The sequence below is a fragment of the Rhodococcus sp. B7740 genome, assembly GCF_000954115.1.
Lineage (GTDB): Bacteria > Actinomycetota > Actinomycetes > Mycobacteriales > Mycobacteriaceae > Rhodococcoides.
The window spans coordinates 1,498,149-1,520,756 of record NZ_CP010797.1 but is presented as its reverse complement, the minus strand read 5'-3'; the positions used below and the strand labels follow the sequence as shown (position 1 = coordinate 1,520,756).

Below are 22,608 nucleotides of genomic sequence, written 5' to 3'. Positions count from 1 at the left end.
GGCAGGAAGGACGTGAGGCACACGTGAGGTGGTTGCAACACGGGGTCATCGATCACGGCCGCCTGCCGCTGCTGTGTTTCCTGCTGGGGCTGTTGGCGGGGTTCCTCCTGATCCGCCTCAGCGTCAGGATGATTCGCGCAGACGTGAAATGGTGGCCGGGAAACATCACGCCCGGGGGTCAGCACATCCACCACGTCGTGTTCGGAATCGTGCTGATGCTGCTGGCGGGGATCGGCTTGATCGCGGTGTACGTCGACGGTTCCGAGCCGGTCGGCGCGGCGTTGGCGGCGATCTTCGGCATCGGCGCCGCTCTCGTCCTCGACGAGTTCGCGTTGATCTTCTATCTCCGTGATGTCTACTGGTCCGAACAGGGCCGCACGTCGGTGGACGCCGTGTTCGCGGCAGTGGCGTTCACCGGCCTGCTGCTGCTCGGCTACCACCCCCTGGAGTTGCTCAGCCCGGCCGACTTCCGGGCCGATCCCGACCCGTGGGTGCGCGGCACCCTGGCGGTGTTGGCCCTGGCCAATCTCGCGCTCGGTGTCATCGTTCTGCTCAAGGGCAAGATCTGGACCGGACTGCTCGGGCTGTTCGTCCTGCCGATCCTCGTTCTGGCCGCAGTGCGGTTGAGCAGGCCGAGCGCACCGTGGGCGAGGTGGCGCTACACCACCAAGCCGAAGAAGATGGAACGCGCTCTGCGCCGAGAGAAGCGGTGGCGACGGCCGATCATCCGGGCCAAGATCTATCTCCAGGACGCGATCGCAGGCAAGCCGAGCATCGTGCATGCACGCGAGGCCACCGAGGATGAGTTGTCGCGGACGGTCCTACCTGCGCCGATGGCGAGCGGGACGGTTGCGGGCCGCGAAGCGCCGATTTCGTCGAACGCCTGATGGTCTGGCACAATGGTCGGGTTGCCTCTAGCAGGCACGGACCTCACTCGGAGTACGAACCAGTCGAGCCGTTGCATCAGCGAGCCGCTCGGTTCCTCTACTCATGCGCAGAACGCAAGGATGGCACAACTGATGAACACTCTGGACTTTCTCGACAATCAGTCGCTGCGTAGCGACATCCCCGATTTCCGCCCCGGCGACACGCTGAACGTGCACGTCAAGGTCATCGAAGGCTCGAAGGAGCGCATTCAGATCTTCAAGGGCGTCGTCATCCGACGTCAGGGCGGTGGCGTTCGCGAAACGTTCACGGTCCGCAAGGTCTCGTTCGGCGTCGGCGTCGAGCGCACCTTCCCGGTGCACAGCCCCAACATCGCGCAGTTCGAGGTCCTCACCCGTGGTGACGTCCGCCGCGCCAAGCTCTACTACCTCCGCGATCTGCGTGGCAAGGCCGCCAAGATCAAGGAAAAGCGCTGACCGGTTCCGCCCGGACACATCAGTTCACACCATGCCGCGTTGCCCGTCAGGGCGACGCGGCATGGTGCTTTCCACCCGCTGTCGTCCCACGTTTCTCCCGGCCGGCGGGCGGATCGACAGCCGCGAACCGCCCATGCGCACACCGTCCGGCCGTGCGGGCGACGGTTCCGGCTAACCTGATCACGTGACGCAGTCCCCACAGGATCCGACCGACGAGCCCGACGACGAGTCTTCACGGAAGAAGCGTCGGGAACGCAAGCCCCGATCGTTCTGGCGTGAGCTTCCCATTCTCATTCTGGTAGCGCTGGTACTGAGTTTCCTGCTCCAGACATTCGTTGCCCGGGTCTATCTGATCCCGTCCGAATCGATGGAGCCGACCCTGCACGGCTGCACCGGCTGCACCGGTGACCGCATCGTGGTGGAGAAGATCGGATACCGGTTCGGCGACCCGAAGCCCGGCGACATCGTCGTCTTCCGCGGCCCGGATTCGTGGAACGACGAATTCGTGTCACAACGGTCCGACAACGCGGTGATTCGGGGAGCACAGGAAGTCGGCTCGCTGATCGGCGTCGTCGCTCCCGACGAGAACGATCTGGTCAAGCGCGTCATCGCCACCGGCGGTCAGACCGTCGAATGCTGCGACGACCAGGGTCGAGTCCTCGTCGACGGACAGCCGTTGGACGAGCCGTACATCCAGATGGATTTCCCGTTCACCCCGGGGACGATGACGTGCGACACCGAGTTGAAGTCCGGACGGTGCTTCGACCCCGTCACCGTGCCGGAGGGCAACATCTGGGTCATGGGTGACAACCGGAGCAACTCGCGGGATTCCCGGTATCACGTCACCGACGAGCTCACCGGCACCGTTCCCCTCGACAACGTGATCGGTAAGGCCGTGTTCATCGCGCTGCCGCCGTCACGAACCGGCATCCTTGATTCTCCCGACATCCAGGGTCGATGACTTCGACCCCCAGGCGTGCGCCGCGTGCGCGCGCAACTCTGACTAGGTCGTCGTGGCCGCCGCGTCCGGTCATCCGACGAGCGGCAGGCCTACGGACGATGGAATCGGCGCTCGAGCGCAACGGTCTCGGACCGGTCGCTGGAGTGGACGAAGCGGGACGAGGAGCATGCGCCGGTCCACTGACCGTTGCGGCGTGTGTTCTCGGTGCGCGGGCTCATGCCGCTCTCGCGGACCTGGACGATTCGAAGAAGCTGACCGAGCGACGACGCGAGGAACTTTTTCCCAAGATCCAGAGGCTGGCACTGGCATGGAGCGTGGTGTCGATCGATGCGGCCGAGATCGACCGCATCGGAGTCCACGTGGCGAACATCGAGGGAATGCGACGCGCGGTTGCCGGGCTCGGCATGACCCCGGGCTACGTACTCACCGACGGCTTTCGAGTACCCGGTCTTCCGGTTCCGTCGTTACCGGTGATCGGCGGCGACGCCACCGCGGCGTGCATCGCCGCGGCGAGCGTGCTGGCGAAAGTCTCTCGGGATCGATCGATGGTGAAGATGGACGAGTCGATTCCCGGCTACGGATTCGCCGTGCACAAGGGGTACAGCACGCGCGCACATTCCGCCGCGATGATCGCCCTCGGCCCGAGCTGCGAACATCGAATGTCCTACGCGAATGTCGCAGCGGCGGCCGCAGGGCTCTCTCGTGACGCCGTCGACGCCCTGGGGCGAATGGACTGCGGCGACGCCGGTACGCGATGATTGCAGTTCACGCCCGACTGGAGGATGAAAGAAACCGATGAGTGCCGAAGATCTCGAAAAGTACGAAACCGAGATGGAGCTCTCGCTGTATCGCGAGTACCGGGACATCGTGGGTCAGTTCAACTACGTCGTCGAAACCGAGCGTCGGTTCTATCTGGCGAACTCCGTCGAACTCATTCCGCACAACGCCGACGGTGAAATCTACTTCGAATTGCGAATGTCCGACTCGTGGGTGTGGGACATGTATCGCCCCGCCCGATTCGTCAAGCATGTCCGCGTGATCACCTTCAAGGACGTCAACATCGAAGAGTTGGACAAACCAGATCTTCGCCTGCCGGAATAGTTCTCCTCGTCCGACGGTGCGGCGTGGCCGAGCCGCCCGAACATCGGGCTCGAGTGGACGTGCCGCACATCCGGCTCGGAGGGACGGGCTGCGAACCGCCTGATTCGAATCGGTCGTCGAAGTTCCGATCGTATTGCCGGACGAAAAGCTGGACACCCGGCCAAATCGGTCCGCATGTTCTGTTTCTGTGTTCGATGTCCCGAAGATTTGTTCTGCGTCGAACGGTGCAGGTGGGTAGTGCAGGTGAAAACGATTGCGCAACAGGGTTGTTCGATATCAGCGATTACTCGCTCGAAAAGCCGTCGAATTTCTGCACCGATATTCGTCGATTCGACACGTCGCGAAACGCTTGCAGTTCTTTGCGTGAAAACGAGAATGGGTGGTAGAACTTGAATATCACATCCCCCAGACGTGTAAGAGGTACGAGATGGCACGCAAGACACTTGTGCAGATGATCGACGATGTAGACGGTTCGGTCATCAAAGAAGGCCAAGGTGAATCCATCGAATTCGGCATCGGTGGAAACCAGTACCGCATCGATTTGAATCTCAAGCATGCGAACGAATTGCACGAACAGTTGGCATTCTGGATCGAGCATGCCGAGAAGATTTCCGGCCGCCGCACCCGTAAGGGCGGCGCTGGAGCAGCACCGGTTCGCGGCAAGGTCGATCTGCAGGACATTCGAGCGTGGGCACGCGAGAACGGCCACGAGGTCAGTGCCCGTGGCCGCATCAGCCAGGATGTGCAGGCGGCCTACGAGGCTGCTCACTGACCGTTCTTCTCGAACCGAGGCGCGAGGTCTCGGCACCGTTTTCGTATCGGTACTTTCGCCGTCGTATCGATACACCGCATCAGCTCCGTCCGAATCCGGACGGAGCTTTTTGCTTGTCGGGTCTGTTCTCGGCCGGTAACTCGGCCGTGCTCGAGCGCTAGCACGGCCGTCCGACACAGCGGGTGAATCGTCGCTGATGATCGGACCGTTGTTCCCCAGCCGAACAGTTGTCCACAGGGCAATCGTCCACCTGCGCTTTCTTCGCTATTGCTCTTCCGGGTCGTGCCACCGTCGTGACGACCGAATCGACCGCATTGCGCGGTCGGAGAGTGGAGGAATGGCGGACATGGCAACCAACCAGGAACTCGGTGCGCGCGGTGAGGAACTCGCGGTGCGTTATCTCGAGGACATCGGCCTGGATGTGGTCGAGCGGAACTGGCGGCATCGAACCGGTGAACTCGACATCATTGCGCGCGAGGGCGAGACGGTGGTGTTCGTCGAAGTGAAGACCCGATCGGGAATCGGTTACGGAACGCCCGCCGAAGCGGTGACGTACGCGAAACGGACTCGGATCAGAGGGCTCGCGCTGCGGTGGCTCTCTCTGCAGCAGGGACCGTGGGTGCAGATCCGCTTCGACGTGATCGCGATAGTGGTCGGTCCGCACGACGAACCGGTCGTCACGCACGTTCGGTCGGCATTCTGATGCCGCTCGGGAGAGCGCATTCGGTGGCGGTCAACGGGGTCGACGGAGTGCTGGTGGAAATCGAAGCAGATATCGGGCAGGGCCTGCCCGGTACGCATCTGGTCGGGTTGCCGGACACTGCTCTCAACGAATCGCGTGATCGCGTGAAAGCCGCCGTGAAGAATTCGGGTGGCACCTGGCCGGACAGTCGGGTGATTCTCGCGCTGTCACCCGCGACGTTGCCCAAGGGCGGATCGGTGTACGACCTTGCGCTCGCGTTGTCGGTTCTCGATGCCGCGAAGGCGATTCCGCGCGGATGCCTGTCCGACACCGTATTTCTGGGTGAGTTGGCACTCGATGGCAGGCTGCGCGCAGTTCGTGGGGTCCTGCCCGGGGTGCTCGCGGTCAAGAGTGCGGGGTGGCAGAGGGTGGTCGTTCCGCTGCAGTGCCTACCCGAGGCGGGTCTGGTGGACGGAATCGAGGTGCTGGGTGCGGGTTCGCTCGGGGACGTGGTGGCGTGGCTTCGTGGTGAGCAGGCCCTCGAGTCGCCCGTCCCGACCGAATGGCACGAGCAGGCCTACCCGGATCTCAGTGATGTCGCCGGACAGGCCGATGCGCGATGGGCCCTGGAAGTCGCCGCTGCGGGCGCGCATCACATCATGCTGACCGGGCCGCCGGGAATAGGAAAAACGATGCTCGCGCAACGGCTTCCGGGAATTCTCCCGCCGCTGACCGAATCGGAAGCGCTCGAAGTGACCGCCATTCACTCGGTGGCGGGTCTGTTGACCACGGCGCGGCCTCTGATCACGTCGCCGCCGTTCATCGCGCCACATCATTCGACCTCGGTCAGTGCCTTGGTCGGGGGCGGAACCGGAATGGCCAAACCGGGAGCGGTCAGCCGAGCACATCGGGGAGTCCTGTTCCTGGACGAGTGCGCCGAGATGAGCGTTCGAGTACTAGAGGCATTGCGTACTCCGTTGGAGGACGGTGAGATTCGCATTGCTCGCCGTGACGGTGTTGCCAGGTACCCGGCCAGATTTCAGTTGGTTCTCGCAGCCAATCCGTGCCCGTGTGCGCCGGCGCGACAAGTGGACTGTGTCTGCCCGCCAATAGCGCGGCGCAAGTATCTCGGCAAGCTGTCCGGGCCGTTGCTCGACCGTGTCGATCTGCGCATTCAGATGATGGGTGTGGCGACGGGCGCACTGGTCGACGACGTGGGGGAGGGTACGAGCGAGATACGCGCACGCGTGACCGGGGCCAGGGACGCCGCTGCGGAGCGGTGGCGGGAGTTCGGGTGGAGGACCAATGCGGAGGTGCCGGGACCCGCTCTGCGCCAACGATTTCGATTGGCGCGCTCGACGCTCGCTCCGGTCGAGCGGGCGTTGCGCAACGGATCGCTCACCGCGCGCGGCGCAGACCGAGCCATTCGGGTGGCGTGGACGCTGAACGATCTCGCCGGCGGCGCGGTCCCCGGTGCCGACGAGGTAGGAGCCGCGTTGGACTTCAGGGACAGGGGAGTGGCATGACACACGACTCGCGACGACTGGCCTGGGCGTATCTCTCCCGCGTGGCGCAGGGCCCGCATCGACCGGTGGTCGATCATGCCGCAGCTCACGGTCCCGAATCGACTGCAGCAGCGGTGCGGGCCGGTGGGCTGGGGGAGCGGCTCGCGGTTCGCGCACACCTCGACACCGCGGCAGCAGACCTCGATCACATCGCTGCGCTCGGAGGCCGATTGATCACCCCGGACGACGACGAGTGGCCGGCGTGGCGCTTCCTCGGATTCGACGGACCGGGTATGACCGCAGGGGTGGACACCTGTCCACCGATTGCATTGTGGGCGCTGGGAACTCGTCCGGTCGCGACGATCACCGAGCGATCGGTGTCCATCGTGGGGACACGCGCATCGAGTCCCTACGGTGATCATGTGACGGCGGAGATATCGTCCGATCTGGCGCTCGACGGCTGGACCGTCATCTCGGGAGCGGCTTTCGGCATCGATGCCGCGGCACATCGAGCGGCCCTCGGAGTCGAGGGAACGACGATGGCGGTACTCGCCTGTGGCGTCGATCGTGCGTATCCAGCGGGCCATTCGCGGCTGTTGCGGCAGATCGCTGCTCACGGACTGGTTCTCAGCGAGTATGCGCCGGGCACGACCCCGGCGAAGCATCGCTTCCTCGCTCGCAACAGGCTCGTCGCGGCACTCGGATCGGCTGTGGTGGTCGTCGAGGCCGGGTGGCGCAGCGGTGCACGCAACACGGCGGCGTGGGCAGCCAAACTGGGCCGTCCGGTGCTCGCGGTACCCGGTCCGGTCACCTCACCCACCTCGACGGGTTGTCATCGCATGATCCGAGAGGGCGAGGCCGTGCTCGTGTCGAGCTCTCACGACGTGGTCGCCGAGGCGGGCGTACTCGGGTCGCCCGAGGAGTCTCGGCCCAAGCTCTTTCGCGAGACCGATGCGCTCTCGGACACTGCCCTGTTGATCTACGACGCGTTGCCGGCGACCGGATCATTGTCGAGTCGAGAGTTGTCCGAGCACTCCGGTGTGCCGCTGAGCAAGGTGCGTGCATCCCTGCCGGTACTGGAGATGGACGGATTCGTGGCCAGCGACGAGACCGGATGGTTCCGCGTGGTGCGTGGATGAGCGCACCACGACCTCGAGCCCGAACGGTAGGGTGTTAGGTAATGCTTAGTCGATGCATCGGGTATCGGCGTCGTTCGCTCGAAGAGGGGTCCGAAGTGCCACGCAAGAAAACCACCCTGTCCGTCCTGCGCACCGAAGCGCTCACCCCGCACATGCACCGGGTCTACCTGGGTGGGGCCAACTTCGACGATTTCGATGCAATCGACGAGACCGACGCCTACGTCAAGTTATTCTTCGGGACCGACGACGAACCGATCATGCGCACGTACACCGTTCGGTCGGTCGACACCGGCGCGCGGGAAATCGCCATCGATTTCGTGGTGCACGGCGACGAAGGAGTCGCCGGGCCGTGGGCCACTCGGGCGAAGCCGGGAGACGAGATGTCGTTCTACGGCCCGTCCGGCGGGTACGCCCCGCGCCCCGACGCGGACTGGCACCTGTTCGCCGGCGACGAATCGGCGATTCCGGCGATCTCGGCTGCCGTCGAGGCGCTTCCGGAAGACGCCGTCGCCAAGGTTTTCATCGAAGTTGCCGACCGGCACGACGAGATCTACATGGAGACGCTCGCCGTCGTGGATGTGACCTGGGTCCACCGAGGTGCGTCCTCGAACGAGGTCGGAGACGACCGGGCCGGAGACAATGCGCCGTTGATCGCAGCGGTGAAGGAAACGGAATGGCTGCCCGGGCAGGCGCAGGTCTTCGTGCACGGAGAAGCGCAGGCCGTCATGCACAACATCCGTCCCTACATCCGCAAGGAGCGGGGGGTCGGTGCCGAATGGGCCTCGATCTCGGGTTACTGGCGTCGCGGCCGAACCGAGGAGACGTTCCGAGTGTGGAAGCGCGAACTCGCACAGGCCGAATCCGCAGTCGACGCCTGATCCACGACGAACCACCTCCGACGGCGTGTCCGGTTGTCGCCCGGCCTGCCGGCGCTCAAGCTGAGTCGATGACCGATTCGCTGCCGCCGCACCTCGCGATTCACGTCGAGGAATTCGCCGAGCACCTGCGACTCGGTCGAGAGCGATCGGAGCACACCATCCGGGCATACGTCTCCGATGCGCGTTCCTTGCTCGCGCACTTCGCGGAGTCCTCTCCGGATGCGAGCATCGCCGACCTCGACCTCCGCGCGGTGCGTTCGTGGTTGGCCACGCACTCTGCAGCCGGCTCGGCCAGAACGTCGATGGCGAGGCGAACCTCGTCGGCGAGGACCTTCGGGAAGTGGCTCGAGCGGGTGGGAGCGGTGACAGCAGCACCGGCGGAACGCCTGGCCGGCCCGGCCGGCCATCGCACATTGCCCGGTGTTCTTCGCCACAGCCAGGCGGCGCAGGCCTTGGCCGCTGCCGAATCGGGTGCCGCGGAGCTCGATCCCATCGCGCTGCGGGACAGGGCCATCGTCGAACTGCTGTACGCGACCGGAGTGCGGGTGGGGGAGCTGTGCGGACTCGACGTCGACGACGTGGACACCGATCGCCGCCTGATCCGCGTCATCGGCAAGGGCAACAAGGAACGCTCGGCTCCGTACGGTGCGCCGGCGGCACATGCAATCGAGAACTGGCTGGTCAGCGGCAGACCCGAACTGGTCTGTGATCGATCCGGTGCGGCCCTGCTGCTGGGACGTCGAGGTGGACGGCTCGATCAACGGCAGGCCAGAACGGCGGTGCACGCGGTACTCGAGACCGTCCCCGGTGGTCCCAGCCTCGGTCCGCACGGCCTACGTCACACCGCGGCAACTCACCTCCTCGAGGGAGGAGCCGACTTGAGAGTGGTGCAGGAGCTGCTCGGTCACGCGTCGTTGGCGACCACCCAGATCTACACGCACGTGTCGGTCGAACGGTTGCGGGCCGTGCACGATCAGGCGCATCCCCGAGCCTGAGCCGAGCGTCGGCGGCACAACGTTTGGTAGCGTCGTGTCCGACTGACGACACCGAATACGGGGGACCGTGGACCGCGACCGACCGCAAGGTACTTCGGAGACGTGGTCCATGCATGTCCGTAACGGCTCTTCCGCCGACCGACGGAGTCCCGACGGTCGGTCGGACGACGCACGCGACACCGGCGACAGGCCCGTATCGTCGGATTCGATGTCCGCACCTCGCTCGACTCCTCGGCAGCCACCACCGTGGCAGACGCCCGACTCGGGCGACCGGCAGCCCCTGCCGCCGCGGTACAACCCTCCCGTGCCGCTCGAGCCCGGGCCACCGACGGTGCAGCCGGACCGGTATCTGCCGACACCGCCGTACACCGAGGATGCGCGAACGCAGCCCGATCGATGGTCGCCGCAACCGTGGTCGGGAGCGCCCAACGCCTACCGCCCCAACAGTCAGGAGCTGGGCGCGGATTCGTTGCTCAAGCGCCCCAAGCGAGCGTCGAGCTCGGGCTGGCGGCGCGGGGTGCACCGGCTCACGGGCGGGGTCATCAGCCCCGGAGAATCGACGGCCGAAGAGCGGTACCGAAACCAGGTCGAACGCATTCGGCAGCCGGTGCTCGGCGACTACCGGATCGCGTTCCTTTCGCTCAAGGGTGGTGTCGGCAAGACGACGACCACGCTGGGCCTCGGCTCGACTTTCGCGTCCCTGCGCGGAGATTGCGTCATCGCTGTCGACGCAAATCCCGACTTCGGCACTCTGGGGGAGCGAGTTCCGCGTCAGACGTCGTCGACCGTGCGAGATCTGCTGGCCGCGGCACCGCACATTCGTCGCTACTCCGACATCCGCGAGCACACCTCGCAGGCACCGAGTCGACTCGAGGTGTTGGCCGGCGAACGTGACCCCGCCGCGTCGGAGATGTTCGGCGAGCAGGACTACCGCGCCGTCATCGACATGCTGCAGGTGTACTACAACCTGATCCTGACCGATTGCGGTACCGGGATCATGCACTCGGCGATGAACGGGGTGCTGCAACTGGCGAACGCGCTGGTTCTGGTCAGCTCGCCTGCGGTCGACGGTGCTCGCAGTGCTGCCGCGACGCTGGACTGGCTGGAGCTGCACGGCTACGGCCATCTGGTCGAGCGCACCGTGGTGGTGATCAGCTCGGTTCGCCCGGGTTCGTCGGCGGTGGACATGAACTTGTTGCAGCAGCACTTCCTCGAGCGCTGTCGCGCCGTGCTGGTGGTTCCGTTCGACGAACACCTCGCAGAGGGAGCCGTGGTCGATCTGGACCAGTTGCGTCCCCAGACTCGAAGCGCGTTCGTCGAACTCGCTGCCATGGTGGCCGACGACTTTCCCGCGGCGTCCGGCAGACACTCCGGCCCACAGCGCTGACGATCATCTGCCGTCCTCGTCGAGCGGTTTCAACCTGATCGGACTCACGCGCACCAACGCCGTGGGATCGAGATACTCGCGGCCACGTCTGACGCCCCAGTGCAGGCACGTCGACGGACAGCTCTCGTGCCCCGACGCCAACGAACCCAGCACGGTCCCTCGCCGAACACGCGCGCCGGCGGCAACCGAGGCCACCACCGGTTCGTACGTCGATCTCAGTCCGCCCGGATGATCCACCGATACGACGGGCTTTCCCGCGACCGACCCGGCGAACACCACGGTGCCGTCGGCGACGGCCAGTACCGATCGGCCTTCCGGTGCGGCGAGGTCGACACCGCGATGGCCGGGCAGCCAATTCTCTTCCGGGCGGTCGAAGGGGGTGACGACCTGCGGCCTCGGCTGCAGCGGCCAGGCGAATGCGCCCTGCTGTGCCGATGCGACCGGCGTCGAGAGTGAAACCGCGGTCGCGAGGCACACCGCGAAAGTGCGGCGCGGGAGGCAGACGTTCACCCGTCGACCATCTCCTGGATCGGGCCGACCGAACGACCGTGGAGGAGATTTGTGGACAACGGATTTCTTTGTCCACAGGTCTCGGAAACTCTTGACAGACGGGCCTGGTTATGACGGGGGCGATGGCAGGTCTACACTCGTACTGCGGCCTGTGCGTGCACGGGTCGACTTCGCGCGTCCGCTTCCATCGCATCGTCTGCCTTGCGCAGAATCGACGATACGAGAACCGGTTGTCGGCGGTCCCGAGATCTTCGTGATGTCGGGTCCGGCAACTTCAGCGGCCGCCAGGGCAGAGGTCACCGACACTCTGCGTCAACCGCACCATCGAAAGAGAGTTCTTCAGCCATGGCTGTAGTAACAATGAAGCAGCTGCTCGACAGCGGCACACACTTCGGACACCAGACCCGTCGCTGGAACCCGAAGATGAAGCGATTCATCTTCACCGACCGCAACGGCATCTACATCATCGACTTGCAGCAGACTCTGACCTTCATCGACAAGGCCTACGAGTTCGTCAAGGAGACCGTCGCCCACGGTGGCACGGTTCTGTTCGTCGGTACCAAGAAGCAGGCGCAGGAGTCCATCGCCGCTGAAGCAACTCGCGTGGGTATGCCCTACGTGAACCAGCGCTGGCTCGGTGGCATGCTCACCAACTTCCAGACGGTCCACAAGCGTCTGCTCCGCCTCAAGGAGCTCGAGGCCATGGAGCAGACCGGTGGCTTCGAGGGTCGCACCAAGAAGGAAATCCTCATGCTCACGCGTGAGATGACCAAGCTGGACCGCACCCTCGGTGGCATCCGGGACATGGCCAAGGTTCCCTCGGCCATCTGGATCGTCGACACCAACAAGGAGCACATCGCCGTCGGCGAGGCGCGCAAGCTGAAGATCCCGGTCATCGCGATCCTCGACACCAACTGCGATCCCGACGTGGTCGACTACCCGATCCCGGGCAACGACGACGCCATTCGTTCCGCAGCGCTGCTGACCAAGGTCGTTGCATCCGCAGTGGCCGAGGGTGTGCAGGCCCGCGCGGGTCAGAACACCGCGTCCGACGCCAAGCCCGAGGTCGGCGCAGGCGAGCCCCTCGCCGAGTGGGAGCTCGAGCAGCTCGCACAGGCATCACCGGCAGCCGACGCTCCCGCAGCGGACGCCCCGGCAGCAGAGGCTCCGGCCGCCGACGCACCGGCAGCAGAAGAAGCACCGGCTGCAGAAGAAGCACCGGCCGCTCAGGCTTGATCGAATTCGGTCCCGGTTCACCCTCAGGGGTGGGCCGGGGCCGCTTCGGTATGTCAGGGTTGTGATCGGTCCGGCTCAGTTGCGAGCTCGTCGATCACGCCCTGAGAACAGCATTTTTCGTCAACGCCCGTACCCAGACTTTTGAGGAGGCTCGCCCACGATGGCGAACTACACTGCCGCCGACGTCAAGCGGCTCCGTGAGCTCACCGGCTCCGGAATGATGGACTGCAAGAACGCGCTCGCCGAGAACGACGGCGACTACGACAAGGCCGTCGAGTACCTGCGAATTAAGGGTGCCAAGGACGTCGGCAAGCGCGCCGAGCGCAACACCGCCGAAGGCCTCGTCGTCGCCGAGGGTGGAGTGCTCGTGGAGATCAACTCCGAAACCGACTTCGTGGCCAAGAACGACGAGTTCCAGACGTTCGCCGCGTCCGTCGCGTCGACGGCTGCAGCAGGCAAGCCTGCCGACGTCGACGCCCTCAAGGCGCTCGACCTGAACGGCAAGACCGTCGAAACGGCTCTGAACGAGCTGTCGGCCAAGATCGGCGAGAAGCTCGAACTGCGCCGCGTCGTGTCCTACGACGGCAACACCGCGACGTACCTGCACAAGCGCAGCGCGGACCTGCCGCCTGCCGTCGGCGTGCTGGTCGAGTACACCGGTGATGGCGATGCCGCGGGCGATGCTGCGCGGGCCGCCGCGATGCAGATCGCGGCCCTCAAGGCCAAGTACGTCACGCGCGACGAGGTCCCCGAGGATCTCGTTGCCGCCGAGCGTCGCATCGCCGAGGAGACCGCTCGCGAAGAAGGCAAGCCGGAGCAGGCGCTGCCGAAGATCGTCGAAGGTCGCGTCAACGGATTCTTCAAGGACGTCGTTCTCACCGAGCAGAAGTCGGTGCAGGACGGCAACAAGACCGTCAAGGCCATTCTCGACGAGGCCGGCGTGACCATCACGCGCTTCTCACGGTTCGAGGTCGGTGCCAGCTAGTCTGCGTACCGGTTCGGTCGAGGCGATGCCGTTCATTCGATTCCATCGAGTGGGCGGCATCGCTCGTGCGCGGGGCAGGTGGGTGTGCATGCAGGAGCCCTGTCCATCGCCCGGGCCTCGATAGGGCAGGATGATCCAAGAGGAAACCGTAGTGTTCGACGAGTACCGAGGAGAGCTATGACCGATCCGGCCCCTGACCGTCCCGGGTTCCGCCGCGTGATGCTCAAACTGGGTGGGGAGATGTTCGGAGGCGGCCAGGTCGGTCTCGATCCGGATGTCGTGAACAACGTTGCCGAACAGATCGCCGAGGTGGTGGCCACCGGGGTTCAGGTCGCCGTGGTGATCGGTGGTGGCAATTTCTTCCGTGGTGCGGAACTACAGCAGCGCGGCATGGACCGGTCTCGCTCGGACTATATGGGCATGCTCGGTACCGTCATGAATTGTCTTGCGCTGCAGGACTTTCTGGAGAAGCAGGGCGTCGCCACCAGGGTGCAGACGGCGATCACGATGGGTCAGGTCGCCGAGCCGTACCTTCCGCTTCGCGCGCGACGGCACCTGGAGAAGGGGCGCGTGGTGATCTTCGGAGCCGGCATGGGCATGCCGTACTTCTCCACCGACACCACCGCTGCGCAGCGTGCCCTGGAAATCGGTGCCGAGGTGTTGTTGATGGCCAAGGCAGTCGACGGCGTGTACTCGGCCGATCCGCGCCTCGATCCCGATGCGACGATGTTCGACACCATCACGCATCGCGAGGCCATCGAACAGGGACTCAAGGTTGCCGACGCGACGGCCTTCAGTCTGTGCATGGACAATCAGATGCCGATGCTGGTGTTCAATTTGCTGATTCAGGGAAATATTGCTCGCGCTGTGTCCGGTGAGAAGATCGGCACGCTGGTCACGTCGTGATCGTTGCCGACGGTGACGCGAGCGAATCGAAGACGAAGACGATGGAGGACAGATCGTGATTGACGAAGCTCTCTTCGATGCCGAAGAGAAGATGGAAAAGGCCGTATCGGTTGCGCGTGACGATCTGTCCTCGATTCGCACCGGACGTGCCAACCCCGGAATGTTCTCTCGCATCGTCATCGAGTACTACGGTGCTCCGACGCCGATCACTCAGCTGGCCAGTATCAGCGTCCCCGAAGCGCGCCTGGTGGTCATCAAGCCGTACGAGTCCAGCCAGCTCGGACCCATCGAGACCGCTATTCGCAACTCGGACCTCGGCGTCAATCCCACCAACGACGGCAACCTCATTCGGATCGGAGTTCCGCAGCTCACGGAAGAACGTCGCCGCGAATTCGTCAAGCAGGCCAAGGGCAAGGGCGAGGACGCAAAGGTGTCGATTCGCAACGTCCGCCGAAAGACGATGGAAGAGCTCAAGCGGATCCAGAAGGACGGCGAGGCAGGCGAGGACGAGGTCGTCCGCGCCGAGAACGATCTGGACAAGACCACTGCGAAGTACACCGCCTCCGTGGACGAACTCGTCAAGCGCAAAGAGGGCGAGCTGATGGAGGTCTGACTCGACCTCGACAGCTGCTTTTTCGAGACGGACGACGATGAATTTCGAGGAGATGACGACAGTGGTGGGACCGGATCGGCAGGAGGGCAGCGGTACGCCCGCAGCCTCGTCCGGTGTCGCCGCAGCGAAGTCCACCGGAAAAGCCGGCCGTAATCTGCCTGCCGCGATCGGCGTCGGCGGCAGTTTGGGTATCGGGTTGATTCTCGTGCTCGTGTTCGTCCCGCTGGTGTGGATCGGTGTCGTTGCGGTTGCGTTGGCCGTCGCGACGTACGAGGTGTCCAAGCGCCTGCGTGAGGGCGGTGTGCTGGTTCCGCGCATCCCACTGATTCTCGGCGGTCAGGCCATGATCTGGCTGGGCTGGCCGTTCGGGGCGGTCGGCGTACTCAGTGCCGCGGTCGGCACCATCGTGGTCTGCATGGTGTGGCTGCTGCTGCGCCAAGGATTCGGCACAGCCCCGAAGAACTACCTCGAAGAACTCTCCGTGACCGTCCTGGTGGCCTGTTGGCTGCCACTCCTGGCCTCGTTCGCCGTTCTGATGGTGCTGCAGGACAACGGCGCAGGACGCATCCTGGTGTTTGTGATCGGAGTCGTCTGTTCGGATGTCGGCGGTTACATCGCCGGTGTGTTGTTCGGCAAGCACCCGATGGCACCGGCCATCAGCCCGAAGAAGTCCTGGGAAGGGCTCGTCGGGTCTCTCATCTTCTGCATCATCGGGTGTCTGCTGACCGTCACGCTCATTCTCGAGGCCAACTCGCTGATCGGCATCCTTCTCGGTGTGGTGCTCGTGGTGACCGGCACGTTGGGCGATCTGATCGAGTCGCAGGTCAAGCGTGATCTTCGCATCAAGGACATGGGCACGCTGCTGCCCGGCCACGGCGGCATCATGGACAGGCTCGATTCGCTGCTGCCCTCGGCGTTCGTGGCATGGCTCGTGTTCACCGTGCTCCTCTGAGCGGACTGCTGTCCGGCGTGCGCAGTGATGTCACCGGGGTGATTCCCAGCCCGAACATCTGGAATTGGCCGCACCTGTACGAGGCGGAGAACCGCGCTCAGGACGTCGACGGTGCTGTGTTCGATGCGATCAGGTCGGTAGCGGACTGGACAGCGAGGACGGTCGTCGACGTCGGTTGCGGAAGCGGCTTTCATCTTCCGGTGTTCGCGGCCGACGCCGAACGAGTGCTGGGCATCGAGCCGCACGAACCACTGGCCGACGCGGCGAGAAGGCGAGTCGCGGGCCTGCCGAACGTCGAGGTGAAGACCGCGCGGGCGGATTCCCTCCCGATCGGCGACGGCACCGTGGACGTCGTCCATGCGCGCACCGCGTACTTCTTCGGACCGGGCTGTGGGCCGGGAATCGTCGACGCCATGCGAGTACTCCGGCCGGGCGGAGCGTTGGTCGTGGTGGATCTGGACGCGACCGCTTCGCCGTACGGGGACTGGATGCGGGCGGATCTACCGCACTACGACCCGTCGACGGTCGAGGCGTTCTTCGAGGCACAGGGTTTCGCGCTCACCCGCGTCGACACGAGGTGGACGTTTCCGAACCGACGCATACTGCGCGACGTGCTGGGAATCGAGTTCGGGCCACGCGTTGCGCGCGATGCGGTGAAGTCGGTGGACGGTGTCTCGTTCGACGTGCGGTATCGAGTGCACGTCCGATACAAGCCGACCGGAATCGAGGTGCGGTAGCGAGCCGGTGGGATTCGGCCGAAGCACCTCGACCGCGGGCGTTGTCAGGAGGCGGCGGAGATCCCGAAGATCTCGGCCAACTCGTTGATCTTGAGTGCTTTCGCCAGACGCGGAAGGTCGCTTCCGTCCTTGACGTGCGCTCCGTCGGCACCGAGGGCATCGATGACGTCACGGGCCCACGACACATCCGTCGGTGACGGGGCGAGCTCGCGGTTGACGATGGCAGCCTGCTCCGAATGCATGCACAACTTGCCCGTCATGCCCATGGACAGGGTCAGTGCGGCATCGCGTCCGAGGATGCTGTCGTTGGCCGTCAGCGTCGGTCCGTCGATCGGTCCCGGAATGCGCGCTGCGCGTGAGGAGACGACCAGGCGCGAACGCGGGTACGCCATCGCCAGGGGGTCGTCGCTCATGCCGGTGTCGCGGCGGAAGTCCCCGCTACCGAATGCGAGTCGGAACGTCGAATCCGCGCGGGCGATCTCCGTGGCGGCTTCGAGGCCCATCGCCGACTCCACCAGTGCCAGGATCGGGGTGCCGGGTGCCAGGCGAGCAGCTGTGGCCTCGACCTGGCCACCACTCTCGGTCTTCGCGAGCATGACTCCGACCAGTCCGGGCAGGCCGGACAACGCGGCGAGATCGTCGGCCCAGTACGAGGTCGTGGCGTCGTTGATGCGGACCCACGCCGAGTTACCTTCACCGAGCCATCGAACGACGGCCTCGCGCGCGGCCGGCTTCTTGGCCGGAGCGACTGCGTCTTCGATGTCGAGGATGACTGCGTCGACTCCCGACGCGACGGCGTCGCCGAAGGTTTCGGGCTTGGTGGCCGGTACGAGCAGCCAGGACCGTGCGCGGTCGGGGGCAACGCCGGATGCCACGGGTGTCTCCATGAAAGTTGTCACGTCATGCTCCTCGAGTGAAGTGGGGCACCCGAAATCCTGATCGATTCAGTCGGTCAGCGCCACCTTCTTTGCATAGTGTTCACGGTCCGTGCCGCTACTTCTTCTTCGCTGCGCGTCTGACCTGAAGGATTCGCGCTCCGCCGACCATCGCCATCACCAGTGCGCCTGCGATCGCTGCGAGCAGCATGCTGATGCCCAGTGGCAGATCGAGCTGCCAGGCGAAGATCTGGACGGTGACGGAGTCGAGATTCTGCACGATGAAGACGAGCAGAACGACCAGGACAACGGCTCCGACCACCAGGCCGGTCCACAGCGCAGCGGTGCGGGTGTGAGCGACGTCGGTCGAAGTGCTTGCCTGTGGCTCCGGGGCGAACTCCGGATCCGGTGCCGAACGACCGTCCGAATCCGGCGTCGTGATGGGCGCGAGGTCACCCGAGGCGCTGTGGTCGCCGGGATGAACCGCGCCTGACTTGTCCAGCGATGTCTCGTGACTGTCGTCAGCTCTGGTGGCCATGTCGATGATCCTTCCGCACGTGAAGGCCGAATGCACGCGCATCCGGCCACGACCTCGATACCCATCGGGTAACGGACGGAAACCGGCGCGAATAGGACTGCGAGGCAAACAGGTGGACAATGGAGGTATGAGTGAGGCCGCCGACGCAACGAACACATCGACCGAGCAGAAGAGGCCGAATCTCCCCCTGGTCTTCACCGCCCCACGTCGCGGTATGCCGTCGCGCCACCTCGCCGATCTGGACAGAGAGGGATTGCGCGAGGCCGTGAAGGCACTCGGCCTGCCTGCGTTCCGTGCCGATCAATTGGCTCGGCACTACTACGGCCGGCTCGAAGCCGACACGACGAAGATGACGGATCTTCCCGCCGAGGCGCGAGAGAAGGTCGGAGCCGACCTCTTTCCGACCTTGCTCACGGCGATCAAACATCTGGCGTGTGACGACGGTGACACCCGCAAGACCCTGTGGAAAGCCAACGACGGCACTCTGCTCGAGAGCGTCCTCATGCGTTACCCGGACCGTGCGACGCTGTGCATCTCGAGCCAGGCCGGTTGCGGAATGGCCTGCCCGTTCTGTGCCACCGGTCAGGCCGGTCTGACCCGGAACCTGTCGACGGCCGAGATCGTGGACCAGGTGCGGTCGGCGGCCGCGGACATGCGCGACGGTGTTGTCCCCGGTGGGGAGGGTCGTCTGTCGAACGTGGTCTTCATGGGGATGGGCGAGCCCCTGGCCAACTACAAACGCGTCGTCGCCGCAGTGCGCAAGATCGTCTCGCCTGCACCCGACGGGCTCGGCCTCTCGCAGCGCTCGGTGACGGTGTCGACGGTCGGTCTGGCACCGGCGATTCGGAAGCTGGCCGACGAAGGGCTGTCGGTGACGTTGGCGGTATCGCTGCACACACCCGACGACGAACTCCGCGACACGTTGGTTCCCGTCAACAACCGTTGGTCGGTTGCCGAGGTGCTGTCCGCAGCGCGGTATTACGCCGACCAGACGGGACGACGGGTGTCCATCGAGTACGCGATGATCAGGGACGTCAACGATCAGCCGTGGCGGGCCGACATGCTGGGAAAGAAGCTGCACAAGGCACTCGGATCCCGGGTCCACGTGAACCTGATCCCACTGAATCCGACTCCGGGCAGCGAGTGGGACGCCAGCCCGAAGCCGGTGGAGCGAGAATTCGTTCGACGGGTGATTGCCCAGGGTGTTTCGTGCACCGTCCGCGACACCCGCGGTCAGGAAATCGCCGCGGCGTGCGGTCAGCTGGCAGCCGAGAACTGAATCGGTTGCTAGCGGGGCTTGCGGCGGACGATCACATCTCGCACGACGAGCCCGACCAGCGTCGCAGCGAAGCCGATCAGCCACAGGTCCTCGACCTTGCCGGTGTGGTTTCCGATCATCATGAACAGCAGGAACGCGGCGACGACGAGGGCGGCCACGCGCATCGCGCGGTTCGACTCACCACTCCAACCCCACTCGGCGGACGGCACGTCCGGCACCTCGTTGCGGGTATCGACGACCGGGTCGTACGAAGCGGATTCCAGTTCGGTATTTGCCACCGGTCGGTCCTCTCGGGTCATGAATTCTCGAAGTCGCTCTTCACGAGGCGTCGAGCCTGCCGCGTTCGGACAATATTGGCATACGACCGTCCGTCGTAGCCATCAGGGTTGTGCGCTCACTCGGCGAGACTGCCGAGTTCGGTGAGAGACTGCGGCGGTGACGTCCGAGCGCCTTCCGCATCCGTTGACCCAGTTTCCGCTGAGCTACCCACGAGACATGGTGGGGTACGGCCGCACGCCGCCGCATGCGCAGTGGCCGGGTCAGGCCAACATCGCCGTCCAGTTCGTCCTCAACTACGAGGAAGGTGCGGAGAACAACGTCCTCGACGGTGACACCAAGTCCGAGACGTTCCTGTCGGAAATGATCGGGGCACAAGCCTTTCCGAATCGCCACATGAGCATGGAATCGCTGTACGAGTACGGCTCGAGGGCAGGCGTGTGGCGAGTGCTGCGGGCGTTCGAGAAAAGAGACCTACCCCTGACGGTCTTCGCCGTTGCGAAGGCCTTGGAACGAAACCCGGAAGTGGTTGCCGCCCTGGCCGAACTGGGCCACGAGATCGCCTGTCACGGACTGCGGTGGCTGTCTTACCAGCAGATCGACGCGAACGTCGAGCGCGAGCACATGGCCGAGGCCGTGGCCATCCTCCGGGGCCTCACCGGATCGGCCCCGCTCGGGTGGTACACCGGTCGTGACTCTCCGAACACCCGGTCGCTCGTGGTCGAGCACGGCGGATTCGTGTACGACTCGGATTCCTACGCCGACGATCTTCCGTACTGGGAGAAGGTGACTCGCGGCTCGGACGTGGTCGATCATCTGGTGGTGCCGTACACCCTCGACACCAACGACATGAGGTTCGCCTCGCCGGGCGGCTTCTCGACCGGGGACGAGTTCTACGCGCATCTGCGGGACGCGTTCGACGTGCTCTACGCCGAGGGGGAGAACGGCAGTCCCAAGATGCTCTCGGTCGGACTGCACTGCAGGCTGGTCGGCAGGCCGGCGCGCATCGCCGCCCTCGAACGTTTCCTCGACCACGTTCAGTCCCACGAGAAAGTATGGGTCGCAAAACGAATAGACATCGCCGAGCACTGGCGCGCGGTGCACCCACCCGTGTCCTGATCGAGGTCTCGGGTCAGTGCGGCGACCGACACTGCGTTTCCAACGCACTCAGGTAGCGGTCGGTGAACAGGGCCTGGACCCGCCTGCCCACCGGTCCGCCGAGCCTGGTGTACCAGCGGCCCGGGTTCGAGAACGCGGTGATGTGCGCGGAGACCGTCCCGTCCTCGGGGAGTAGTCGACGTGGAACAGCTCCTCACCGGATTCGGGATGGCCGTCGAGTGTGCCGTACGCGAAACCCTGGCGGTTGGCTTCGTCGATGACGTAGACGACCCGGCACGGGATGCGGACGGGTCCGAGCGCGAGGACGACCACCGCGTCGGGGACGGCGTGGTCGACGCTGGAGTGAACCTTCAGTCCGGTGCCGCGATGCATGTCCCAGCGCATCAGCGCGTCGGCCGCGGCCACGAAGTCCTCGACTCCGGATCCGATGACCCGTGACGTCTCGACGTGGTGGTAGCCGGCCGGGAGCCTGCCGCTCGTCGCCCCCACATCGGCGTAGTTGAACGGTGCCGCGCGATACTTCGAGACGTCCATGCCCTCCAGCGTGCCAGCTACGGCGACGCATAGGGGTTTCTCAGCCTCGGTAGGCAACAATGGACCGGTGCCAGACCATCGTGAGCGAACGACCTCCTCGGATCGTGCCGAGCCGATTCGTGTGTTGCTGTTGGGGAGCACCGGCTCGATCGGAACCCAAGCGCTCGACGTCATCGCCGCCGACCCCGACCGTTTCGTCGTCGTCGGTCTTGCGGCGGGCGGCGGAAACATCGCCCTCCTTCGCCGTCAGATCGCCGAGACCGGTGTTCGACGTGTCGCTGTGGCCGACCCCGCCGCTGCCGCCGAGCTCGACTTCCCCGGGGTGCTGAGTGGGCCCGGTGCGGTGACCGAGCTCGTCGAGTCGACGCAGGCCGACGTGGTGCTCAACGCGTTGGTGGGCTCGCTCGGTCTCGAACCGACGTTGGCGGCGCTGAAGACCGGCGCTCGGCTGGCGTTGGCCAACAAGGAATCGCTGGTGGCAGGCGGCGAACTCGTACTCGCTGCCGCCGCGCCGGGTCAGATCGTTCCGGTGGACTCGGAGCATTCGGCGCTGGCGCAGTGCCTGCGCAGTGGCCACCGGAGCGAAGTGGATCGCCTGATCCTCACCGCATCGGGTGGACCGTTCCGGGGCTGGAGCGAAGCGGAACTGAAGTCGGTGACCCCTGCTCAGGCCGCAGCTCATCCCACCTGGTCGATGGGCCCGATGAACACGTTGAACTCGGCAACTCTCGTCAACAAGGGCCTCGAGTTGATCGAGGCGCATCTGCTGTTCGGGGTGCCCTACGAGAAGATCGACGTCACGGTGCATCGGCAATCCATCGTCCATTCGATGGTCACGTTCGTGGACGGATCCACCATCGCGCAGGCCAGCCCGCCGGACATGAAGCTGCCGATCGGGTTGGCGCTCGGATGGCCGGATCGAGTGCCCGACGTCGCGCGCGCACTCGATTTCACTGCAGCGTTCTCCTGGGACTTCGAGCCACTCGACGATCGAGTCTTCCCCGCCGTACAGCTGGCCCGCGAGGCCGGAATCATGGGCGGGTGCATGACTGCGGTGTACAACGCGTCCAACGAGATCGCCGCCGACGCATTCCTGTCCGGTCGCATCGAATTCCCCGAGATCGTGCACACGGTGCGGTCGGTTCTGAACGACGGCGGCGGGGACTGGTCGGCGGTGCCGACTACCGTGGACGACGTCCTCGCAGCGGATTCCTGGGCTCGCGCACACGCGCGTGAGCTTCTGAAACAGAAGGGCCTCTAGACTCAC

General features: G+C 65.0%; 25 protein-coding genes and 1 pseudogene. 21 read left to right on the top strand and 5 right to left on the bottom strand.

Annotated elements, in window-relative coordinates:
• Positions 1-32 precede the first annotated feature (32 nt).
• The 12 genes from NY08_RS06990 (at position 33) to NY08_RS06935 (ending at position 10,781) form a co-directional block, all read left to right on the top strand.
• Positions 33-887 (top strand): hypothetical protein, encoded by an 855-nt coding sequence (locus NY08_RS06990; protein WP_144407446.1) that lies wholly within the window; start codon positions 33-35, stop codon positions 885-887.
• Between the two features lie 132 nt (positions 888-1,019).
• Positions 1,020-1,361, top strand: coding sequence for a 50S ribosomal protein L19 (gene rplS / locus NY08_RS06985; protein ID WP_027496692.1), 342 nt, complete (start codon positions 1,020-1,022; stop codon positions 1,359-1,361).
• 184 nt (positions 1,362-1,545) lie between these two features.
• The gene (gene lepB, locus NY08_RS06980; RefSeq protein WP_032397798.1) at positions 1,546-2,322 is read left to right on the top strand and encodes a signal peptidase I; all 777 of its coding nucleotides are present in this window, start codon (positions 1,546-1,548) and stop codon (positions 2,320-2,322) included.
• Complete coding sequence (locus NY08_RS06975; RefSeq protein ID WP_082073708.1) at positions 2,319-3,080, top strand: ribonuclease HII; 762 nt, start codon at positions 2,319-2,321, stop codon at positions 3,078-3,080. The genes lepB and NY08_RS06975 overlap by 4 nt, the downstream gene beginning before the upstream one ends.
• A gap of 37 nt (positions 3,081-3,117) precedes the next feature.
• Positions 3,118-3,423, top strand: coding sequence for a DUF2469 domain-containing protein (locus NY08_RS06970; protein WP_008717288.1), 306 nt, complete (start codon positions 3,118-3,120; stop codon positions 3,421-3,423).
• Positions 3,424-3,850: 427 nt separating this feature from the next.
• The gene (locus NY08_RS06965) at positions 3,851-4,195 is read left to right on the top strand and encodes a histone-like nucleoid-structuring protein Lsr2 (RefSeq protein ID WP_045195586.1); all 345 of its coding nucleotides are present in this window, start codon (positions 3,851-3,853) and stop codon (positions 4,193-4,195) included.
• Positions 4,196-4,541: 346 nt separating this feature from the next.
• Positions 4,542-4,898: a YraN family protein gene (locus NY08_RS06960; protein ID WP_032398354.1), complete on the top strand. Its 357-nt coding sequence runs from the start codon at positions 4,542-4,544 to the stop codon at positions 4,896-4,898.
• Positions 4,898-6,403, top strand: coding sequence for a YifB family Mg chelatase-like AAA ATPase (locus NY08_RS06955; protein ID WP_045195584.1), 1,506 nt, complete (start codon positions 4,898-4,900; stop codon positions 6,401-6,403). The genes NY08_RS06960 and NY08_RS06955 overlap by 1 nt, the downstream gene beginning before the upstream one ends.
• On the top strand, positions 6,400-7,521 hold the full coding sequence (gene dprA / locus NY08_RS06950) for a DNA-processing protein DprA (protein ID WP_045195581.1): 1,122 nt from the start codon (positions 6,400-6,402) through the stop codon (positions 7,519-7,521). The genes NY08_RS06955 and dprA overlap by 4 nt, the downstream gene beginning before the upstream one ends.
• Before the next feature lie 95 nt (positions 7,522-7,616).
• Positions 7,617-8,399, top strand: coding sequence for a siderophore-interacting protein (locus NY08_RS06945; protein ID WP_032397803.1), 783 nt, complete (start codon positions 7,617-7,619; stop codon positions 8,397-8,399).
• 68 nt (positions 8,400-8,467) lie between these two features.
• Positions 8,468-9,394, top strand: coding sequence for a tyrosine recombinase XerC (locus tag NY08_RS06940; protein WP_045195579.1), 927 nt, complete (start codon positions 8,468-8,470; stop codon positions 9,392-9,394).
• 67 nt (positions 9,395-9,461) lie between these two features.
• A complete protein-coding gene (locus NY08_RS06935) occupies positions 9,462-10,781 on the top strand; it encodes a MinD/ParA family ATP-binding protein (protein WP_235387132.1) in 1,320 nt (439 codons plus the stop codon).
• Between the two features lie 3 nt (positions 10,782-10,784).
• Here NY08_RS06935 and NY08_RS06930 read toward each other — a convergent pair whose 3' ends face one another.
• Positions 10,785-11,291: a M23 family metallopeptidase gene (locus NY08_RS06930; RefSeq protein ID WP_045195577.1), complete on the bottom strand. Its 507-nt coding sequence runs from the start codon at positions 11,289-11,291 to the stop codon at positions 10,785-10,787.
• Between the two features lie 345 nt (positions 11,292-11,636).
• Between NY08_RS06930 and rpsB the strand changes: the two genes are divergently transcribed.
• From rpsB to NY08_RS06900, 6 genes are all read left to right on the top strand, one after another.
• Positions 11,637-12,527: a 30S ribosomal protein S2 gene (rpsB, locus tag NY08_RS06925; RefSeq protein WP_032397806.1), complete on the top strand. Its 891-nt coding sequence runs from the start codon at positions 11,637-11,639 to the stop codon at positions 12,525-12,527.
• 160 nt (positions 12,528-12,687) lie between these two features.
• Complete coding sequence (gene tsf, locus NY08_RS06920; protein ID WP_032397807.1) at positions 12,688-13,512, top strand: translation elongation factor Ts; 825 nt, start codon at positions 12,688-12,690, stop codon at positions 13,510-13,512.
• Between the two features lie 177 nt (positions 13,513-13,689).
• On the top strand, positions 13,690-14,418 hold the full coding sequence (gene pyrH, locus NY08_RS06915; protein ID WP_032397808.1) for a UMP kinase: 729 nt from the start codon (positions 13,690-13,692) through the stop codon (positions 14,416-14,418).
• 55 nt (positions 14,419-14,473) lie between these two features.
• Positions 14,474-15,031, top strand: a complete 558-nt coding sequence (frr, locus tag NY08_RS06910; RefSeq protein ID WP_032397809.1) for a ribosome recycling factor — start codon at positions 14,474-14,476, stop codon at positions 15,029-15,031.
• A gap of 37 nt (positions 15,032-15,068) precedes the next feature.
• Complete coding sequence (locus NY08_RS06905) at positions 15,069-15,983, top strand: phosphatidate cytidylyltransferase (RefSeq protein WP_045195573.1); 915 nt, start codon at positions 15,069-15,071, stop codon at positions 15,981-15,983.
• Positions 15,984-16,021: 38 nt separating this feature from the next.
• Positions 16,022-16,720 (top strand): class I SAM-dependent methyltransferase, encoded by a 699-nt coding sequence (locus tag NY08_RS06900; RefSeq protein WP_045199886.1) that lies wholly within the window; start codon positions 16,022-16,024, stop codon positions 16,718-16,720.
• A gap of 44 nt (positions 16,721-16,764) precedes the next feature.
• On the opposite strand, the gene NY08_RS06895 is transcribed toward NY08_RS06900, so the two are convergent.
• Positions 16,765-17,607 carry an HpcH/HpaI aldolase/citrate lyase family protein gene (locus NY08_RS06895; protein ID WP_032397811.1) on the bottom strand — a complete coding sequence of 281 codons (843 nt, stop codon included), beginning with the start codon at positions 17,605-17,607 and terminating at the stop codon, positions 16,765-16,767.
• 106 nt (positions 17,608-17,713) lie between these two features.
• Positions 17,714-18,133 carry a LapA family protein gene (locus NY08_RS06890; RefSeq protein WP_032398357.1) on the bottom strand — a complete coding sequence of 140 codons (420 nt, stop codon included), beginning with the start codon at positions 18,131-18,133 and terminating at the stop codon, positions 17,714-17,716.
• A 127-nt stretch (positions 18,134-18,260) separates the two neighbouring features.
• Here NY08_RS06890 and rlmN point away from each other — a divergent pair, with 127 nt between their 5' ends.
• Positions 18,261-19,412, top strand: coding sequence for a 23S rRNA (adenine(2503)-C(2))-methyltransferase RlmN (gene rlmN, locus NY08_RS06885; RefSeq protein ID WP_045195572.1), 1,152 nt, complete (start codon positions 18,261-18,263; stop codon positions 19,410-19,412).
• 8 nt (positions 19,413-19,420) lie between these two features.
• Here rlmN and NY08_RS06880 read toward each other — a convergent pair whose 3' ends face one another.
• Positions 19,421-19,690 (bottom strand): DUF2631 domain-containing protein, encoded by a 270-nt coding sequence (locus tag NY08_RS06880; protein WP_032397812.1) that lies wholly within the window; start codon positions 19,688-19,690, stop codon positions 19,421-19,423.
• A gap of 217 nt (positions 19,691-19,907) precedes the next feature.
• Here NY08_RS06880 and puuE point away from each other — a divergent pair, with 217 nt between their 5' ends.
• Entirely contained in the window at positions 19,908-20,807 is a 900-nt protein-coding gene (puuE, locus tag NY08_RS06875; protein ID WP_045199884.1) for an allantoinase PuuE, read from the top strand.
• A 13-nt stretch (positions 20,808-20,820) separates the two neighbouring features.
• Here puuE and NY08_RS06870 read toward each other — a convergent pair.
• A pseudogene (locus NY08_RS06870) lies at positions 20,821-21,341 on the bottom strand (DUF1990 family protein).
• Between NY08_RS06870 and dxr the strand changes: the two are divergent.
• Complete coding sequence (dxr, locus tag NY08_RS06865; protein ID WP_441344242.1) at positions 21,340-22,602, top strand: 1-deoxy-D-xylulose-5-phosphate reductoisomerase; 1,263 nt, start codon at positions 21,340-21,342, stop codon at positions 22,600-22,602. The pseudogene NY08_RS06870 and the gene dxr sit on opposite strands and share 2 nt — an antisense overlap.
• Positions 22,603-22,608: the final 6 nt, after the last annotated feature.

What these genes read in the sequence shown, in the direction of transcription:
- tsf (WP_032397807.1), top strand. Translation starts at nt 12,688, where the DNA reads ATGGCGAACTACACTGCCGCCGACGTCAAGCGGCTCCGTGAGCTCACC.
- NY08_RS06895 (WP_032397811.1), bottom strand. Translation starts at nt 17,607, where the DNA reads ATGGAGACACCCGTGGCATCCGGCGTTGCCCCCGACCGCGCACGGTCC.
- NY08_RS06970 (WP_008717288.1), top strand. Translation starts at nt 3,118, where the DNA reads ATGAGTGCCGAAGATCTCGAAAAGTACGAAACCGAGATGGAGCTCTCG.
- NY08_RS06960 (WP_032398354.1), top strand. Translation starts at nt 4,542, where the DNA reads ATGGCAACCAACCAGGAACTCGGTGCGCGCGGTGAGGAACTCGCGGTG.
- dxr (WP_441344242.1), top strand. Translation starts at nt 21,340, where the DNA reads ATGCCCTCCAGCGTGCCAGCTACGGCGACGCATAGGGGTTTCTCAGCC.
- dprA (WP_045195581.1), top strand. Translation starts at nt 6,400, where the DNA reads ATGACACACGACTCGCGACGACTGGCCTGGGCGTATCTCTCCCGCGTG.
- NY08_RS06905 (WP_045195573.1), top strand. Translation starts at nt 15,069, where the DNA reads ATGAATTTCGAGGAGATGACGACAGTGGTGGGACCGGATCGGCAGGAG.
- NY08_RS06965 (WP_045195586.1), top strand. Translation starts at nt 3,851, where the DNA reads ATGGCACGCAAGACACTTGTGCAGATGATCGACGATGTAGACGGTTCG.
- pyrH (WP_032397808.1), top strand. Translation starts at nt 13,690, where the DNA reads ATGACCGATCCGGCCCCTGACCGTCCCGGGTTCCGCCGCGTGATGCTC.
- NY08_RS06975 (WP_082073708.1), top strand. Translation starts at nt 2,319, where the DNA reads ATGACTTCGACCCCCAGGCGTGCGCCGCGTGCGCGCGCAACTCTGACT.
- NY08_RS06940 (WP_045195579.1), top strand. Translation starts at nt 8,468, where the DNA reads ATGACCGATTCGCTGCCGCCGCACCTCGCGATTCACGTCGAGGAATTC.
- rplS (WP_027496692.1), top strand. Translation starts at nt 1,020, where the DNA reads ATGAACACTCTGGACTTTCTCGACAATCAGTCGCTGCGTAGCGACATC.
- rlmN (WP_045195572.1), top strand. Translation starts at nt 18,261, where the DNA reads ATGAGTGAGGCCGCCGACGCAACGAACACATCGACCGAGCAGAAGAGG.
- NY08_RS06955 (WP_045195584.1), top strand. Translation starts at nt 4,898, where the DNA reads ATGCCGCTCGGGAGAGCGCATTCGGTGGCGGTCAACGGGGTCGACGGA.
- puuE (WP_045199884.1), top strand. Translation starts at nt 19,908, where the DNA reads ATGGTGGGGTACGGCCGCACGCCGCCGCATGCGCAGTGGCCGGGTCAG.
- NY08_RS06890 (WP_032398357.1), bottom strand. Translation starts at nt 18,133, where the DNA reads ATGGCCACCAGAGCTGACGACAGTCACGAGACATCGCTGGACAAGTCA.
- rpsB (WP_032397806.1), top strand. Translation starts at nt 11,637, where the DNA reads ATGGCTGTAGTAACAATGAAGCAGCTGCTCGACAGCGGCACACACTTC.